At 46.4% G+C, this 15608-nt stretch carries 15 protein-coding genes and 1 pseudogene; 12 read left to right on the top strand and 4 right to left on the bottom strand.

Annotation, left to right across the window (positions count from 1 at the left end; all coding sequences use genetic code 11):
* The coding region (locus WJQ40_RS07585; protein WP_337539013.1) for an ATP-binding protein at window positions 1-220 on the bottom strand (220 nt) is incomplete at its 3' end.
* Window positions 221-334: 114 nt separating this feature from the next.
* Between WJQ40_RS07585 and WJQ40_RS07580 the strand changes: the two are divergent.
* Window positions 335-700 (top strand): annotated as a pseudogene (locus WJQ40_RS07580) (relaxase/mobilization nuclease domain-containing protein); the annotation flags it as partial.
* Here the strand turns inward: WJQ40_RS07580 and WJQ40_RS07575 are convergent.
* Window positions 645-1262, bottom strand: coding sequence for an Arm DNA-binding domain-containing protein (locus tag WJQ40_RS07575; protein ID WP_262575080.1), 618 nt, complete (start codon window positions 1260-1262; stop codon window positions 645-647). The pseudogene WJQ40_RS07580 and the gene WJQ40_RS07575 sit on opposite strands and share 56 nt — an antisense overlap.
* A 669-nt stretch (window positions 1263-1931) precedes the next feature.
* Between WJQ40_RS07575 and WJQ40_RS07570 the strand changes: the two genes are divergently transcribed.
* From WJQ40_RS07570 to WJQ40_RS07540, 7 genes are all read left to right on the top strand, one after another.
* Window positions 1932-3479, top strand: coding sequence for a GH25 family lysozyme (locus WJQ40_RS07570; RefSeq protein ID WP_337539011.1), 1548 nt, complete (start codon window positions 1932-1934; stop codon window positions 3477-3479).
* Between the two features lie 32 nt (window positions 3480-3511).
* Window positions 3512-4822: an alpha-amylase family glycosyl hydrolase gene (locus WJQ40_RS07565; RefSeq protein WP_118799348.1), complete on the top strand. Its 1311-nt coding sequence runs from the start codon at window positions 3512-3514 to the stop codon at window positions 4820-4822.
* Window positions 4823-4888: 66 nt separating this feature from the next.
* Complete coding sequence (locus WJQ40_RS07560; RefSeq protein ID WP_118799349.1) at window positions 4889-5683, top strand: inositol monophosphatase family protein; 795 nt, start codon at window positions 4889-4891, stop codon at window positions 5681-5683.
* 22 nt (window positions 5684-5705) lie between these two features.
* The gene (locus tag WJQ40_RS07555) at window positions 5706-7025 is read left to right on the top strand and encodes a putative ABC transporter permease (protein ID WP_337539009.1); all 1320 of its coding nucleotides are present in this window, start codon (window positions 5706-5708) and stop codon (window positions 7023-7025) included.
* A 360-nt stretch (window positions 7026-7385) separates the two neighbouring features.
* Window positions 7386-7706: a PadR family transcriptional regulator gene (locus tag WJQ40_RS07550; RefSeq protein WP_337406007.1), complete on the top strand. Its 321-nt coding sequence runs from the start codon at window positions 7386-7388 to the stop codon at window positions 7704-7706.
* Complete coding sequence (locus WJQ40_RS07545; protein WP_337539007.1) at window positions 7706-8494, top strand: DUF1700 domain-containing protein; 789 nt, start codon at window positions 7706-7708, stop codon at window positions 8492-8494. Before WJQ40_RS07550 ends, WJQ40_RS07545 begins: the two co-directional genes overlap by 1 nt.
* Window positions 8491-9408 (top strand): DUF4097 family beta strand repeat-containing protein, encoded by a 918-nt coding sequence (locus tag WJQ40_RS07540; protein ID WP_337539005.1) that lies wholly within the window; start codon window positions 8491-8493, stop codon window positions 9406-9408. Before WJQ40_RS07545 ends, WJQ40_RS07540 begins: the two co-directional genes overlap by 4 nt.
* A gap of 21 nt (window positions 9409-9429) precedes the next feature.
* On the opposite strand, the gene WJQ40_RS07535 is transcribed toward WJQ40_RS07540, so the two are convergent.
* Entirely contained in the window at window positions 9430-10026 is a 597-nt protein-coding gene (locus WJQ40_RS07535) for an ECF transporter S component (protein WP_118799353.1), read from the bottom strand.
* Between the two features lie 136 nt (window positions 10027-10162).
* Here WJQ40_RS07535 and WJQ40_RS07530 point away from each other — a divergent pair, with 136 nt between their 5' ends.
* From WJQ40_RS07530 to WJQ40_RS07515, 4 genes are all read left to right on the top strand, one after another.
* The gene (locus tag WJQ40_RS07530; protein WP_337539002.1) at window positions 10163-10885 is read left to right on the top strand and encodes a TraX family protein; all 723 of its coding nucleotides are present in this window, start codon (window positions 10163-10165) and stop codon (window positions 10883-10885) included.
* 149 nt (window positions 10886-11034) lie between these two features.
* On the top strand, window positions 11035-11487 hold the full coding sequence (locus WJQ40_RS07525; protein WP_262575072.1) for a MarR family transcriptional regulator: 453 nt from the start codon (window positions 11035-11037) through the stop codon (window positions 11485-11487).
* Between the two features lie 113 nt (window positions 11488-11600).
* The gene (locus tag WJQ40_RS07520; protein WP_118799355.1) at window positions 11601-13334 is read left to right on the top strand and encodes an ABC transporter ATP-binding protein; all 1734 of its coding nucleotides are present in this window, start codon (window positions 11601-11603) and stop codon (window positions 13332-13334) included.
* 77 nt (window positions 13335-13411) lie between these two features.
* A complete protein-coding gene (locus tag WJQ40_RS07515; RefSeq protein ID WP_334307703.1) occupies window positions 13412-15328 on the top strand; it encodes an ABC transporter ATP-binding protein in 1917 nt (638 codons plus the stop codon).
* A gap of 119 nt (window positions 15329-15447) precedes the next feature.
* On the opposite strand, the gene WJQ40_RS07510 is transcribed toward WJQ40_RS07515, so the two are convergent.
* Window positions 15448-15606 (bottom strand): transposon-encoded TnpW family protein, encoded by a 159-nt coding sequence (locus WJQ40_RS07510; protein ID WP_002596227.1) that lies wholly within the window; start codon window positions 15604-15606, stop codon window positions 15448-15450.
* Window positions 15607-15608 lie beyond the last annotated feature (2 nt).

The following is a 15608-nucleotide window of genomic DNA, read 5'->3' as shown; positions in this document are numbered from 1 at the left end:
GTGTGATTCGTTCTTTGATTAAGCGGCTGATCGCCTCAGCATCCTTTTGAACATCGGACAAGCCAATAGGTTTCCGGTCATCAGAGATTCCGAAAAACAGAGTTCCGCCGATTCCATTAGAAAAGGAACTGACACTTTTTAACCAGCTTTTGGGTTTCTTTATTTCAAGTGCAACTTTGAAATCACATTCGGTTGCTTCAGCAATTAGCTGTTCTATCATAAAATCCTTCCTTTGAGGTATTGGTAGTTTCTTTATATTATACCCATAAGGAGAGTTTATTTCAACGATAGGCACAAAGAGTTCAGAGAAAATATTTTGAGAGGAGAGCTTTTTATGGCAACTACAAGAATCATGCCGCTTCATGTCGGCAAAGGCCGCACAGAGAGTCGGGCGATCAGTGACGTCATCGACTATGTAGCAAATCCACAGAAAACAGATAACGGCAAGCTCATTACCGGCTATGCGTGTGACAGTCGGACTGCGGATGCAGAGTTCCTTCTGGCAAAGCGGCAGTACATTGCCGCTACCGGACGAGTGCGTGGCGCAGATGATGTGATTGCCTATCATGTGCGCCGGTCCTTCCGCCCCGGTGAGATTACCCCGGAAGAAGCAAACCGGCTGGGCATGGAATTTGCCAAGTGTTTTACCAAAGGAAATCATGCCTTTGCGGTCTGTACTCACATAGACAAGTCGCACATGGATCATCCTTTTCAAAAGTTTGTATAAAGCGGTAAAATTCGTCCTTTGTCCAGAATGAAAGGCTTTTCTGCTTCTTACCAACGGCATTACCGGCAATAACACAGGGATTTACAGACAGGCCATAGAACCGGATCGCAAAATTGAAAATACTGGATAATTCTGTGACAAGGTTTTGCATATATCCGGGAGAAAGGGGCTTTCCAGTCTGCCCTGTTGCTTCCTTCAGATCAGATTGCCACTTCCGTATGTCCTTTGCGTCGATAGAATTAAGTGGCTGCCTGTTGAAGTATGGCAGGATCCAGATATCTATCCGGTTTTTCTTTGTTTCGTAGGTGATCAGCTTACAGTGAGCCTTTTTGTCCGCTAGGTACAGATCAGCAAGGACCCGGAAGGGCATGGAGGGTTGTGCAGACTGCTTGGATAGAAAGTCCTGTTCCCACTCCTTGGCATCTCGCTGCAGCTTGAAGCCCCGCTTCATCTTCTGCTTTTTGGCACCGGTATAGTCGGTGTAGTAAGTTTTTACATAAAAAGTATTTCGTTCTTCGTCCTTAAATACTGGCATTTGTTTTCCCTCTTTCCATGTGCTGACGGTGGTATGGTAAAAGAGAAAAATAAAATTGCGTATGTTATTATTTCAATTTCCTGTTGCTTAACGGGGGAAGGGTGGTATACTATACTTAACAAGAGAACCGAAAGCTAGATAAAGCCTAGCCGCCGGCAGAGTAAATTGTAATAAATAAGCGCCTTACTTTACCAGAGCGAGGGCGCTTATTTACGTTTTATAAGAGTTACAACAAGGGTTATAACTGCGCAAAGCATAATTACAAACTGGATCAGATCCTGATATGTAACCATTGGCACCAGCTCCTTTTGTATAGCGTCCGACAGATGACATATTGCCCCTTCGGTTCCCTTGGTAAATATATTATGTTATCAATGTGCGGGGACACCTGCCGGACAGGATGAAAGGACTGTATGGCAGAATCGAAACAGAAGTAAGAACAGGTATGTCCCGTGTAGCTAAAATGATTTCCAGAAGCAGGAAAAGTTGATAAATACTTATAAAACATGGCAATAAAGGATTTGTGCATATTGCTATGTAAATTCCAATCCAGAAGGTCAAACAGCTGGTATATTCTGTCGAATGGTGGTAAAATAGATTCATTCCTGAGGAAAGAGCAGATGAGTGATTCAGATAGATTCTGAGTGACAGGGTAGGGAGAAACAGAAAATGAAACGAAACGGAAATATCAGTGAGTCAGGGAAAATGCTGATCCTTGGCATAGGGATTTTGCTGATTTTTGCAATCATAGTGATTGTGCTGGTTGTCCGGATGAAGGATGATGTCAGGAAAAGGGATGCTGTTGTGGAGACACTGCAGCAGGAAATTCCGGAGGACGGTGAAGGACAGGCGGAATCCGGCAGTGAAACGGAAGACGGAAGGGAAGCTGCCAGGCAGGAGAATGCGGCAGATAGTGAAACGGAAGATGGCAGTGTGCAGGTAGGAGCACTTGAGGATGAAGAGGATCCACAGGAGCAGAAAGCAGCCGAAAATGCTGGAGGCATTGCTGTGGCGATAACCAAGGGAGCAGAAAATACGGTGCCAAAGTCAGCAGATGAAACCGGACAGCAGTCCATGGGGGTCGATGTATCCAAGCATCAGGGAAATATCGACTGGGCGAAGGTGAAGGCTTCCGGTGTGGAATTTGCCATGGTACGTGTGGGATACCGGGCGAAAAGTACAGGGCAGCTTTATGAAGATCCTACTGCCAGATATAATCTGCAGGAAGCACAGGCAGCAGGGATCAGGCTTGGGGCTTATTTCTTTTCCAGTGCGGTGACGGAGGAGGAAGCCAGAGAAGAAGCCAGGTTTACAACAGACCTGATTGCAAAGTATAAAATCACCTACCCGGTAGCCTATAACTGTGAAGGATTTCAGGATGCAGGGAATAGACAGTATGCGCTGAGTCAGACAGAACGTACAGGTCTTGCCTGTGCATTCCTTGATGAAGTGGCAGCGGCAGGATATACGCCTATGTTCTATGCGTCAAGAAACGAGCTTGCAGGAAATGCAAGCTGGGATACGGATATCCTTGCATCCAGATATAAGATCTGGCTTGCCTGGTATCCAAGTGTTATGACAGAGCAGGCTGACTATTCCGGCAGCTATGCCATGTGGCAGTATACCTGTCAGGGAACGGTAGATGGAATTTCAGGAAAGACAGATATAAATACTGCTTACTTCAGCTATACGAAGGAAGCAGAGGCAAAGGACGATACTCCTGCAGAGAGGGTGACGGTGAATCCTGAGGTAGGGATTAATTTTACAGAGGTCAATGAGACTGTGACAGCCAAGCAGGAAACCAATCTGAGGACAGAGCCGAGCACGGCAAGCGATGACACGATCGTAGGAAAGCTGACCCATGGAGATACAGCGACACGGACCGGTGTTGGACATAATGGCTGGTCGAGGGTGATCTATCAGGGACAGACTCTGTATGCAGTAACCAGCTATCTGACAACAGATATGGAGGACACCGGGCAGCAGGCACCGCCGCAGGGACCGGTCTATACGCCTGTGGGAGATCAGGTGACAGCCAAGCAGGAAACCAATCTGAGGACAGAACCGAGTACGGCAAGTGATGACACGATCGTGGGTAAGCTGCACAATGGAGAGGCTTTGACGAGGATTGCAACTGGAGACAACGGCTGGTCACAGCTTGAGTATAACGGACAGACGGTATATGCAGTCAGCAGTTATCTGATGCCTGCCGGCTGAGAAAATAGAAAACAGACAAGGAGAGACAGATTATGTGGGCTTATGAAAGTGTATTTTATCAGATTTATCCTTTGGGATTTTGCGGAGCACCCTTTGAAAATGACGGAGTGCTGACACACAGGATCAAAAAGGTGGAAGAGTGGATTCCTCATATGAAAAGACTGGGGATCAATGCCATTTATTTTTCACCTGTTTTTGAGTCTGACACGCATGGCTACAATACAAGGGATTATAAGAAAATTGATGTCAGGCTTGGAACCAATGAGGACTTTAAGGAAGTGTGCGACAAGCTGCATGAAAATGGGATCAGGGTTGTGCTGGATGGCGTATTCAATCACGTGGGAAGGGGGTTCTATCAGTTTCAGGACGTTATTAAAAACAGGGAGAATTCTCCTTATCTGAACTGGTTTCACATCAATCTTTCGGGTAATTCAGGTTATAATGACGGACTTTGGTATGAGGGTTGGGAAGGCAATTATGATCTTGTGAAGCTGAACCTGCAGAATAATGAAGTAGTGGAGCACATCCTGGACGCAGTGAAGTACTGGATCGATACCTTTGATATTGACGGACTTCGGCTGGATGTGGCATATTGCCTGGATGAGAACTTTGTCAGAAGGCTGCGCAGCTTTACCGACAGCCAGAAACAGGATTTCTTCCTGCTTGGGGAGATGCTGCATGGAGATTATAACAGACTGATGAATGATGCCATGCTGCATTCTGCTACCAATTATGAATGTTATAAGGGATTGTACTCCAGCTTTAACAGCATGAATATGTTTGAGATCATTCATTCTCTTTTAAGACAGTTCGGTCCGGAAAACTGGACCCTTTATAAGGGAAAACATCTGCTTTCCTTTGTAGATAATCATGATGTGACAAGAGTGGCAAGTATTCTGCAGAATGATAAGCATCTGCCACTGATCTATGCACTCTGCTTTGGTATGCCGGGAATCCCCTGTGTCTATTATGGAAGTGAATGGGGAGAGAAGGCAGACAAGAGTGAAGGGGATCCGGCACTGCGCAGGTGCTTTGATGCCCCGGTATTTAATGAGCTGTCAGAGTGGATTTCCAGGCTGGCAGAGGCAAAGAAGCATTCTGCTGCATTGAATTATGGGGATTTCAGATCTGTGCTGCTGACAAACAGACAGTGTATCTTTGAAAGAAAGACGGATGGAGAAAGAGTACTGGTAGCGATCAATGCAGATGGGGAACCGTTTACGGCGCATTTTGATGCAGGATGCGGTACGGCTGTTGATCTGATCACGGGACAGAACCATGATTTTGGTGGAGGAAGTGAACTGCCTCCGTACAGCGCTTATTTCTGGAAAATGGAGCGTTAGACGGGAGCCGGGATACCGCAAGAGAGGATCAGGGATTCAGAGAAAAGACAGTAATTGGAAGGAAAAATGGGGTCAGGAACAGTGATCAGTGAAGGACTGATGGATCAGATGATCCGTATCATAAAGGAGGGCGGAGAGATTATTCTCTCCGCCCGGCATATCGGAGAGACGGTGACAGCCAAGGAGGGCAAGGGTAATTTTGTCACAGCATATGATAAGAAAGTACAGGCATTTTTGTTTGAAAGACTGGGAGAGCTTTTGCCGGAAGCTGTTTTTGCAGGAGAAGAGGAGGAAAGCCATCCGGATGTCAAAAATGGCTATGCCTTTATCATTGACCCTATTGATGGCACTATGAATTTCATGAAGGGATACCGCAGGAGTGCCATTTCAGTCGGACTTCTTAAGGAGGGGGTGCCCTGTGCCGGAATTGTATATAATCCCTATGCCGGTGAAGTATTCAGTGCCATCAGGGGTAAGGGAGCATTTCTGAACGGAAACAGGATCCATGTAGCAGATGAAGGTCTGTCAGAGCAGCTTGTCCTGTTTGGAACATCCCCATATGATCAGGAGCTTTATGAAAGGACGTTCCGGATCTGCTATGCACTGTTTCAAAAATGTCCTGATATCAGACGAAGTGGATCAGCAGCCATTGATCTGTGTGATGTAGCTTGTGGTAGAGCCGGACTTTATTTTGAACTGATGCTCAGTCCCTGGGATTATGCGGCTGGCTGCCTGATCCTGGCGGAGGCAGGAGGAAAAGCTGTCACACAGGAAGGAAAGGAGCTCACCTTTGATCAGAAGAATAGCGTAGTGGCAGGAAGCATACTTACAGTAAAGGAGGCTCTTTCCTGTATGAAGTAATAGGAAGGCCAGAGGAGACAGAATGGAATACACAGTTTATCAGCTTGCTTTTTTCTTTTTTATTTATTCTTTTGCAGGATGGTGTATCGAGGTCTGTTGTGCAGCCATCCAGAAGCGGAAGTTTGTAAACAGGGGATTTGTAAATGGACCTTTGTGTCCGATTTATGGATCAGGTGCAGTGTTATTTGCTATATTTTTGCCGGAGCTTAAAGAGGCTCCTTTCTTCCTGTTTCTGGCAGGTGCTATTCTGGCCTCCATACTGGAATTTACGACAGGGGCGCTGCTTGAAAAGCTGTTCCATAGAAAATGGTGGGACTACTCTGATATTAAGTGGAACTATGAAGGATATGTGTGTCTGCCTTTTTCCCTGATCTGGGGTGGTTGTGCGGTCATTTTAAATATGTTCCTGAATCCACTGCTGGTTAAGCTTCTTGGTATCATGCCAAAGCTTCTGATAGTGATCATTATGATCGCCCTTACGGTGGTTCTTGTGCTTGATACAGTGGGAACCACGCTGGCGATCCGTGGTCTGCAGAAGAAGCAGGTTCAGCTAGCAGAGTTTACGGAGGGTGTCAGCCAGGTATCAAAGCTTCTGGAAAATGCTATTACCAGACGGATACAGAAGCGTATGGACAAGGCATTTCCGATGCTGGAAATACCGAAGATCAAGAGACAGAAGAGAACGAAGGAAAAGGAAACTGTATTTGCTGAGGGATGCAGCTTTTATAAGCTGGTCAGCCTGTTTTTTATCGGTGCATTCCTCGGAGATATTACGGAAACAATTTTTTGCCTGATCACAGCAGGAAAACTGATGAGCAGGAGCAGTGTTGTATATGGTTCCTTCAGTATCGTATGGGGACTTGGCTGTGCGTTTCTGACAGCGATCCTTTACCGGATAAGGAATAAGAACGATTCCTATATATTTATTGCAGGAACACTTCTTGGCGGTGTCTATGAATATATCTGCAGTGTGTTTACGGAGCTTGTATTTGGAACGGTATTTTGGGATTACAGCAAATTTGCCTTTAATCTGGGAGGCAGGATTAATCTGCTCTACTGTTTCTTTTGGGGAATTGCGGCAGTTGTATGGATGAAGCTGCTGTACCCGAGACTTTCTGCCTGGATTGAGAAGATTCCCATGAAAGCAGGTAAGATCATCTGTACAGTAATGCTGGTATTTATGATTTTTGACTGCCTGCTGTCAGCAATGGCACTGGCCAGATACACAGAGCGGAACACAACAGGAAAACAGGCACAGAATGAAGTCGAGAGCTTTCTGGATGAGCATTTCGGAGACGAAAGAATGGAGCGGATCTATCCAAATGCTAAGATAGTGGATTGAAATTTAGGAAAACGGGTTTCCGGAGATCAGGATATGATTTCGGGAACCTGTTTTTTATGTCATAGGAAATTACTCCGTAATGTTCCAATGACATAAAAAAACCTCCGGGCAGGACCGCACTGCGGCGGAAGGGTAGATGTCGCATGGAGCGACCCGCCGCAGGCGGAGAATCCTGCAAGCAGGATTCTTTTTTATATAAGCTGTTGACAAAACAATATTATATATCGTATAGTATGAAATAGAAAATATATTATATGATATATAATATTATAAAAATATATATGATTGCTGCTGCAGGAAACTGAAGTGAGGAAGAGAACGGTAAGCTGCATCAAAGCATGGGGAAAGGAGAGAGGGCATATGGTTTTTAATACAGGAGCAGCGCTTCTGGATGCCATTGTACTGGCTGTTGTTTCAAGATCGGCAGAAGGGGCTTATGGCTATAAGATCACGCAGGAAGTAAGGCAGGTTATTGAATTGTCAGAGTCAACGCTTTATCCGGTACTGCGGAGGCTGCAGAAGGATGAATGTCTGGAGGTTTACGACATGGAATGCGCAGGACGGAACCGGAGATATTACAAGGTAACCGAAAAGGGAAGAAGTCAGTTAAATCTGTATGAGAGCGAATGGTACCGTTATGCGGCCAGAATTAATAGTATTTTCGAGGGAGGAGTAAAGTAATGGGCAGATGGGAGTTTATGAGAAAACTGGAGGAGCTGCTTTCCGATATATCACCCAGTGAAAGGGAAGAAGCCCTTCAGTATTATAATGATTATTTTAATGATGCAGGCAGGGAAAATGAGAAGGAAGTGATCCAGGCGCTTGGCTCTCCGGAGGAGGTAGCGGAGATCGTCAGGTCAGGACTTATGGATGACCCGGATAAGGGAGAATTTACCGAAAACGGATTTGCCAGCCAGCAGAAGGCAGCACGACAGAATGAGATCATTCAGTCAGAGAAGGTGGAAGGCAGCCGTGAAGCAGGGCAGGAAGAGGAACAGGGAACCTGCAGGGGGAGTCAGAATAGAGCGGCTCAAAATACAGGCAGCTTTGCAGAAGGAGAAACAGAAGGCGGAAAAGAAAAGGATGGGCTTCCGACCTGGGCGATCGTGCTGATCGTGATTGCCTGTGTTGTTTTATCACCGGCTATTTTTGGAATCGGCGGTGGGGCATTAGGTGTACTGGTTGGTATTATTGCAGGGATCTTTGGTATTGTGATCGGTATCGCGGCAGCCATGGTGGCTTTATATGCAGCAGCAGCTGGTCTTGTAGTGTTTGGAATTGCTGCCCTTTTTGAAACACCATTGATTGGAATTGGTCTGATCGGCGGCGGACTTCTGTGTGCCGGACTTGGTGTATTGTTTATGATCCTTACTGTGCTGATCTTCCGGGAAGGCATTCCGGCACTTATCAGAGGATGCAGGGCATTGTGGAAAAAGATAACAGGAAAGAAGGAGGAGTGCAGGGCATGAGAAAGTTTTATAAAGGGAGTCTTATCACGGCAGCCTGTCTGATCGGGACGGGGCTTATCCTTACTGCGGCCGGAGGTGCTGCCGGTATTCACGAAGCATATGGGATATTGAAGAATGAAGCCGTAGACTTGGAAATCATTGATCACTGGGATATGACAGATGATATGGGTGAGACCGGAAATACAACAGGAGATGAAAATATGCTGAATAATACAGAGGTCTTTATCGCAGAGAATGTGGATCAGCTGGCGGTTGATGTGGGAGCCTGCAGGCTTGTTGTGAGGGAAGAGCAAATGGAGCAGGAACAGATCCGGGTTTCCTATACGGGAAATGCAAGGATCAAATGTGAGATGGATGGAGATGAGCTGACAGTAAAGGGGTATCAGAGAAAATTCTGGCTCATTTCTGGAAATAGAAGAGCTCCGGAGATTGTGATCACCATACCGGAGGGAAGAAAGTTTTCTGAAGTGGATCTGAAGACAGGAGTAGGGCAGGCTGAGATCTATGACCTTAAGGCAGATGAGATCAGTATAGAAGCAGGAGCAGGGGAAGTCATTATGAGCCAGGTGGCAGCAAAGGAAATAAGTATGAAAGCCGGCGCTGGCTCTCTGGAAGCAGAAAAGATGGACGTGAAGGATATAGAGGTCTCTGTAGGGGTTGGAAGCTTCAGCTATGAAGGAAAAGCGCCGGAAGAACTGGAAGCAGACTGTGCTATGGGAGAGATTGTCATGAAGCTTTCCGGAAAAGAAAGTGATCACAGCTACAGTGTCCGCTGTGCAGCAGGAGAGGTAAGGATTGGAGACCATACCAGCTCCATGCTGGCAATAGAAAGGTATATTGATAATGGTACCGGCAGTGAATATTCTGTAGACTGCAGTATGGGCAGCATCAGCATAACCTTTGCAGGAGAATAATCAGAGCCGGCATATGGATGATCAGTCGTTCTTTTCCTTGGAAAGGGTGAAGAACAGTCCGGCCTTCTTGAGGGCAGGACGGAGCGCCATATAAATCAGTACAGATACGATCGTGGAAGTAACGGCATTGATGGAGGTAGCAGTTACATTCCAGGCAAGAGTCAGCTCGGCAGCGGGCTTTCCAAGGATCAGAAGCTTATAGAAGTAACCGATCAGGGGATCAAAGATCACATTGAAAAGAAGTCCGGCAACGGAAGCTAAAATGGTCCACTTCAGTACCTTCTTCTTATCGGTTTCAATGGAAATCCTGCCGATCTTATGTGCCACAAGACCAGTGATCAGACCGATGCAGAGCTTTAAAAGGAAGGTTTTGGGAGCATATACGATATAAACAGGATCCAGAAGATCACCAATAGTCATACCGATGGCACCGCCAAGTCCGCCATAAAATCCACCGATCAGGAGAGCGCCGAGAACACATACGGCATTGCCGAGATGGATGGAAGTAGCATCACCGCCGGGCAGAGGGATCTTGATCTGCAGAAAAGTGAATACTACATAGGACAGTGCGGCCAAAAGGCCAGTAAACGCAATTTTCAGGGCTGTTTGATTTTTCATAATAGATTCCTCCAGTAAATTGTGATATATATTTCTTATGATGCTCAGTATAATAGAATCTGGTATTTAAAAAAGTGCCAGATGAAAACTTTTTAATAATACCAGTTGCAAGAAAAGGTGGGTTATTACAGAATAAATGGAAGAAAATAAACAGAGCAGAGGAAAATCGCTGATAGAGACAGCACAGGGAATGGGACTCAGCGGCAGTACCCTGAAGGTCATAGCTGTGCTGTCCATGATTGTGGATCACTGGTGCTATCTGTTTGCGGAGCAGGGAACAGATATTTATGAAATCGGGCGTATGTGGATCGGACGGGTGGCTTTTCCGATCTTCTGTTTCCTTCTGGTAGAAGGGTTTCAGAAGACAGGGTGCAGGAAGAGGTATGGGCTGAGGCTGCTTTTGTTTGCTTTCCTTTCGGAGATCCCCTTCGATCTGTTCCGTTATGGAAAGGTGTTTTCCATGGAGGGCTGTAATGTTTTTGTTACCCTGTTTCTTGGTTTCCTGTTAATGGCGGTTACCAGGTGCGTGGCGGAGAGTGAAGCGGGTGAAGCTCGGAAGGCTGTTTACAGGCTGCTTGCTCTTTTGTTGGCGGTGGGTGCAGCATATCTGATCCACAGTGACTATAGCTTTTATGGTGTGATCTCCATATATATTCTTTACATGTTTCGATATCAGAGGCGTCAGCAGCTCATGATGGGCGCTCTCTCATTTCTCTATGAGCCAACAGCTCTTGCAGCCTTTGTCCTGATCGCTTTCTATCATGGCAGGCGCGGACTTAAGGTCAAATATTTCTTTTATCTTTTTTATCCCATTCATTTACTGGTGCTGTATCTGACATCACAGCTGCTGCAAGGATAAGTCAGATGGAAAGGTCAAATATAAACAGATTCTAAAGAATTATAAAAAAAGTGGAATCTGTTTGACATCTGATATTTATCCTGCGTATAATATCAAAAGTTAATTAGTTAAATATTAAATAATTAATTATAAGAAGGGAGGTATGTAACGTGAAAGACGATCGGAGCAGGAGCATATGTCTGCTTCAGACAATCAACAGAAATATGAGACGCTGTGTGGAAAAGAAGGTGGCTGGAACAGGTGTGTTCAGAAGCCAGCATAAGCTGCTTATGACACTTGGAAATCATCAGGACTGTTCCCAGACAGAGCTGGCAGAAAAGCTGGAAATCTCACCGGCGGCCGTTGCAGTATCCCTGAAGAAGCTGGAAAAGACCGGTTATATCAGCAGGCAGTGCGACAGCAGGGATAACCGTGTGAACCAGATTGTGATCACTGAAAAAGGGCAGGATATGATCCGCAGAAGTGTGGAATATTTCCGGGAGATTGATGAAAATATGCTGAAGGGTTTTTCGGAACAGGAAATTCAGGAACTGAACGGACTGCTGACAAGGATGCAGCAGAACGGAGAAGCCTATTATCAGAGCCTGGATCATGGTGAATGAGAGAAGAGGCAGCAGGGAACGGAACTGGCGGTGAGCACCCAAATGACAGCAACGCATGGTTCAGATGTGCACCTGCAGGAGCTTCAGGATAAGAAAAAAGAGGAGATGGAAGAATGAAAAGATACTGGAAGTATATAAAGCCGTATTTACCGGCATTTATATGCGGACCTCTGCTGATGATCGTGGAAGTCATCGGAGAGGTGCTTTTGCCGAAGTTTATGGCAAATATCATTAATATTGGAGCAGCAAACCAGGATGTACCCTATATCATCACTATGGGGATTGTCATGGTAGTGACTGCTCTTCTGATGATGGCAGGAGGAATCGGCGGTGCTTACTTTGCGGCCAAGGCGGCGATCAGCTTTGCAGCAGATATCAGGAAGGATACCTTTGAGAAGGTACAGAAATTTTCCTTCGCCAATCTGGATCAGTACAATACCGGTTCACTGGTAACCAGACTGACCAACGATGTAACCCAGGTACAGAACCTGATCAATATGGCGCTCCGTATGATGCTCCGGGCGCCTGGTATGCTGATCGGGGCGCTGATCATGGCATTTATGATGAACAGAGAGCTGGCAGCAGTGATCCTTGTAGTGATCCCGATCCTTGTGATCCTGATCGGAATTGTGATCAAAACAGCATTTCCCAGATTTACCATCATGCAGAAAAAGCTGGATACGCTGAATTCCACGATCCAGGAGATGCTGACAAATGTCCGTGTGATCAAGTCCTTTGTCAGGGGAGATTATGAGGAGGAGAAGTTTTCAAGGGCCAATGAGGATCTGAAGAAATCCAGCTTAAGTGCCTTTAATGTAGTGATCCTGAATATGCCGATCATGATGCTGATGATGAACCTGACGACTCTTGGTGTGGTATGGTTTGGCGGAAAGCAGATCCTTGTCGGCAGGATGCCGGTCGGTGACCTGACAGCCTTTACTACTTATATTGTACAGATATTGATGTCCCTGATGATGCTTGCCATGGTGCTTCTGCAGAGCTCAAGGGCAATGGCATCCCTGCACAGGATCACAGAGGTGCTGGATGCCAGGATTGATCTGACAGATGAAAACAGCGCTCAGAAGGATAAGAGGGTAGAGAATGGAACTGTAGAGTTTAAGGATGTTTCCTTCCGTTATTATAAAGAAAACAAGGAGCCTGTCCTTTCCCATATCAATTTCAAAATAGACAGTGGGAAGATCCTTGGCATCATTGGCTCTACGGGAAGCGGCAAGACCACACTGGTACAGATGATCCCAAGGCTTTATGATCCGGATGAAGGAGAAGTTCTGGTTGACGGGGTCAATGTCAAAGAGTACTCGCTGGAGCATTTGAGAGAGGGCGTTGGAATGGTACTGCAGAAGAATGTCCTTTTCTCAGGAACGATCCGTGAAAATCTCATGTGGGGAGATGAAAATGCTTCTGAGGAAGAGGTGGAAAAGGCGGCAGCAGCTGCGCAGGCAGGCTTTGTCAGAGACTTTACAGAAGGCTATGAAACAGAGCTTGGACAGGGCGGTGTCAATGTATCCGGCGGTCAGAAGCAGAGACTCTGTATCGCAAGAGCACTTCTTAAGAAGCCGAAGATCCTGATCCTGGATGATTCTACCAGTGCGGTAGATACGGCAACAGAAGCAAAGATCAGAGAAAGCTTCTCCGGACTTTTAAAGGAAACAACAAAGATCATTATCGCACAGAGGATCACTTCTGTCATGGAAGCGGATGAGATCCTTGTGCTGGATGAAGGTGAGATCGTGGGAAAGGGTACGCATGAGGAGCTGCTTAAGACCTGCGAGGCTTACCAGGAGATTTATTATTCACAGATGGATAAGGAGGCGAGCGGACAGTGAGAGAAGAAAAGCTTGAATATCTGAAGAAAAAATATGAAAGCCGCTTAAATCCGAAGAATGACGAAACGCCGGGCGGTATGCCAGGGGGCGTACCCGGCGGACGGAGAGATGGACGGAATGGAGCCAGACAGGGAATGGGCGGAAAGCCAAAGAACCTGAAAAAGACAATAGGAAGGCTGCTTTCCTACATTGCCCACGAAAAGGGAAAGCTGTTTCTTGTATTTTTCTGTGTGATCGCAGGAACAGCAGCAAACCTGGCAGGCTCCTATATGCTCCGCCCTATCATCAATGGACTGACGTCTGAGAACGGAAGCGTGGCATTTCTGCTAAAGGGTGTCCTTGTGATGCTTATGATCTATCTGGTCGGAACACTGGCGCAATATATGCAGCAGAAGATCATGATCGGTATTTCCCAGAATGCGATCCAGAAACTGCGTAATGAGCTGTTCCAGAAGATGCAGAAGCTGCCGGTCAGATATTACGATACCAATAACCACGGCGATCTGATGAGCCGTTTCACCAATGATGTGGATGCAGTAGGGGAAATGTTGAATAATACTGTAGTACAGATGATCTCCGGTCTGATCAGTATCATCGGAACCTTCAGCCTGATGCTGTATACCAATGTATGGCTGACACTGATCACAGTTGTGATGATCCCTCTGATGCTGCAGGCAGTAAAGAAGATCGGAAGCATGAGCCGGAAGTATTACCGTGCACAGCAGGCTGCACTTGGTACCCTGAACGGTTATATTGAAGAGACTGTAACCGGACAGAAGGTTGTCAAGGTATTCTGCCACGAGGAAGAGGCAAAGGAGGAGTTCGATTACCTGAACACTGATCTTCGGGGAAAACAGATCAAAGCACAGTTTTTTGGTGGTATCATGGGACCTGTGATGGGAAATATGGGACAGGTGAGCTACTCCCTGACAGCGTGTATCGGTGGTATCCTCTGTGTACTGCGTGGCTTTGATATCGGTGGACTGACTGTGTTTGTAAACTATTCCAGACAGTTCTCAAGACCGCTGAATGAGATCGCTATGCAGGTCAACACGATCTTTTCCGCACTGGCAGGCGCAGAGAGAGTTTTTGCAGTAATGGATGAAGCACCGGAAGCAGAAGATGCGGCGGATGCCATTGCCATCAGAGAAGAGGAAGAAGGCTTCTGCTATGTGATCCCTAAGACGAATGCAGCAGCAAAGGATCAGAGGATCATGACAGATATTCTGCGCGAGGATGCAGAGTATTATTATAAGAAGGTAAACGGTGCCGTTACCCTGGAAGATGTAACCTTTGGCTACAATCCGGACAAAACGATCTTAAAGCATGTGTCCCTGTATGCAAAGCCGGGACAGAAGATTGCCTTTGTAGGATCTACAGGGGCAGGAAAAACGACGATTACCAATCTGATCAACCGCTTCTATGATATTAACGAAGGCAGTATCACTGTTGATGGCATTCCAGTAACAGCGATCAGGAGAGATGACCTGAGAAGAAGTATCGCCATGGTGCTGCAGGATACACACCTCTTTACCGGAACAGTGAGAGAAAATATCCGTTATGGACGGCTGGATGCCACAGATGAAGAGGTAGAGCAGGCTGCGAAGACGGCCAGTGCCCATTCCTTTATCATGCGCCTGGAAAATGGATATGATACCTTGCTGGAAGGAGATGGCGCAAACCTAAGCCAGGGACAGAGACAGCTTATTAATATTGCAAGAGCTGCCATTTCCAAAGCACCGATCCTGATCCTGGATGAGGCAACCAGCTCTGTTGATACCAGAACTGAGAAGCATATTGAAAAGGGAATGGACAGACTGATGGCACAGAGAACCACCCTTGTGATCGCACACAGACTTTCTACCGTAAGAAATGCAAATGCCATCATGGTACTGGAGAATGGCGAGATCATTGAACGTGGTGACCATGAGGATCTGCTTGTACAGAAGGGACGCTATTATGAGCTGTATACGGGTCTGTCTGAGCTGAGCTAAGCATTATATGCAGACTACACTTTATCGGGAGGGGAAACGATGTTTATTGAAAACAAAATACTGATTGGCAGATCCAGAGACGAAAAGTCAAGGACTTTTTCATCAAATTCACAAAGAAGTCACATTTTGCGGACTTCCTCACGGAGCATACGCTTGATTTTGTCCTCCATCGTCTCCTTGGCGGTCTCGCTGAAATGGACACGGACGATATAGGTGGTCTTGCCGATCTGCTTTCTGACAGTCGGGCAAGTGGCGGTGTTGGTTGCGGTATTGTTCATTC

The sequence above is a fragment of the Suilimivivens sp. genome, from assembly GCF_037359455.1.
GTDB classification, from domain to species: domain Bacteria; phylum Bacillota; class Clostridia; order Lachnospirales; family Lachnospiraceae; genus Suilimivivens; species Suilimivivens aceti.
This window is presented reverse-complemented; position numbering and strand designations above follow the sequence as displayed.

Excerpts from the sequence above, each read along its gene's own strand:
- WJQ40_RS07575 (WP_262575080.1), bottom strand. The coding sequence starts at position 1,262 with ATGCCAGTATTTAAGGACGAAGAACGAAATACTTTTTATGTAAAAACT.
- WJQ40_RS07570 (WP_337539011.1), top strand. The coding sequence starts at position 1,932 with ATGAAACGAAACGGAAATATCAGTGAGTCAGGGAAAATGCTGATCCTT.
- WJQ40_RS07565 (WP_118799348.1), top strand. The coding sequence starts at position 3,512 with ATGTGGGCTTATGAAAGTGTATTTTATCAGATTTATCCTTTGGGATTT.
- WJQ40_RS07560 (WP_118799349.1), top strand. The coding sequence starts at position 4,889 with ATGGGGTCAGGAACAGTGATCAGTGAAGGACTGATGGATCAGATGATC.
- WJQ40_RS07555 (WP_337539009.1), top strand. The coding sequence starts at position 5,706 with ATGGAATACACAGTTTATCAGCTTGCTTTTTTCTTTTTTATTTATTCT.
- WJQ40_RS07550 (WP_337406007.1), top strand. The coding sequence starts at position 7,386 with ATGGTTTTTAATACAGGAGCAGCGCTTCTGGATGCCATTGTACTGGCT.
- WJQ40_RS07545 (WP_337539007.1), top strand. The coding sequence starts at position 7,706 with ATGGGCAGATGGGAGTTTATGAGAAAACTGGAGGAGCTGCTTTCCGAT.
- WJQ40_RS07540 (WP_337539005.1), top strand. The coding sequence starts at position 8,491 with ATGAGAAAGTTTTATAAAGGGAGTCTTATCACGGCAGCCTGTCTGATC.
- WJQ40_RS07535 (WP_118799353.1), bottom strand. The coding sequence starts at position 10,026 with ATGAAAAATCAAACAGCCCTGAAAATTGCGTTTACTGGCCTTTTGGCC.
- WJQ40_RS07530 (WP_337539002.1), top strand. The coding sequence starts at position 10,163 with ATGGAAGAAAATAAACAGAGCAGAGGAAAATCGCTGATAGAGACAGCA.
- WJQ40_RS07520 (WP_118799355.1), top strand. The coding sequence starts at position 11,601 with ATGAAAAGATACTGGAAGTATATAAAGCCGTATTTACCGGCATTTATA.
- WJQ40_RS07515 (WP_334307703.1), top strand. The coding sequence starts at position 13,412 with ATGCCAGGGGGCGTACCCGGCGGACGGAGAGATGGACGGAATGGAGCC.
- WJQ40_RS07510 (WP_002596227.1), bottom strand. The coding sequence starts at position 15,606 with ATGAACAATACCGCAACCAACACCGCCACTTGCCCGACTGTCAGAAAG.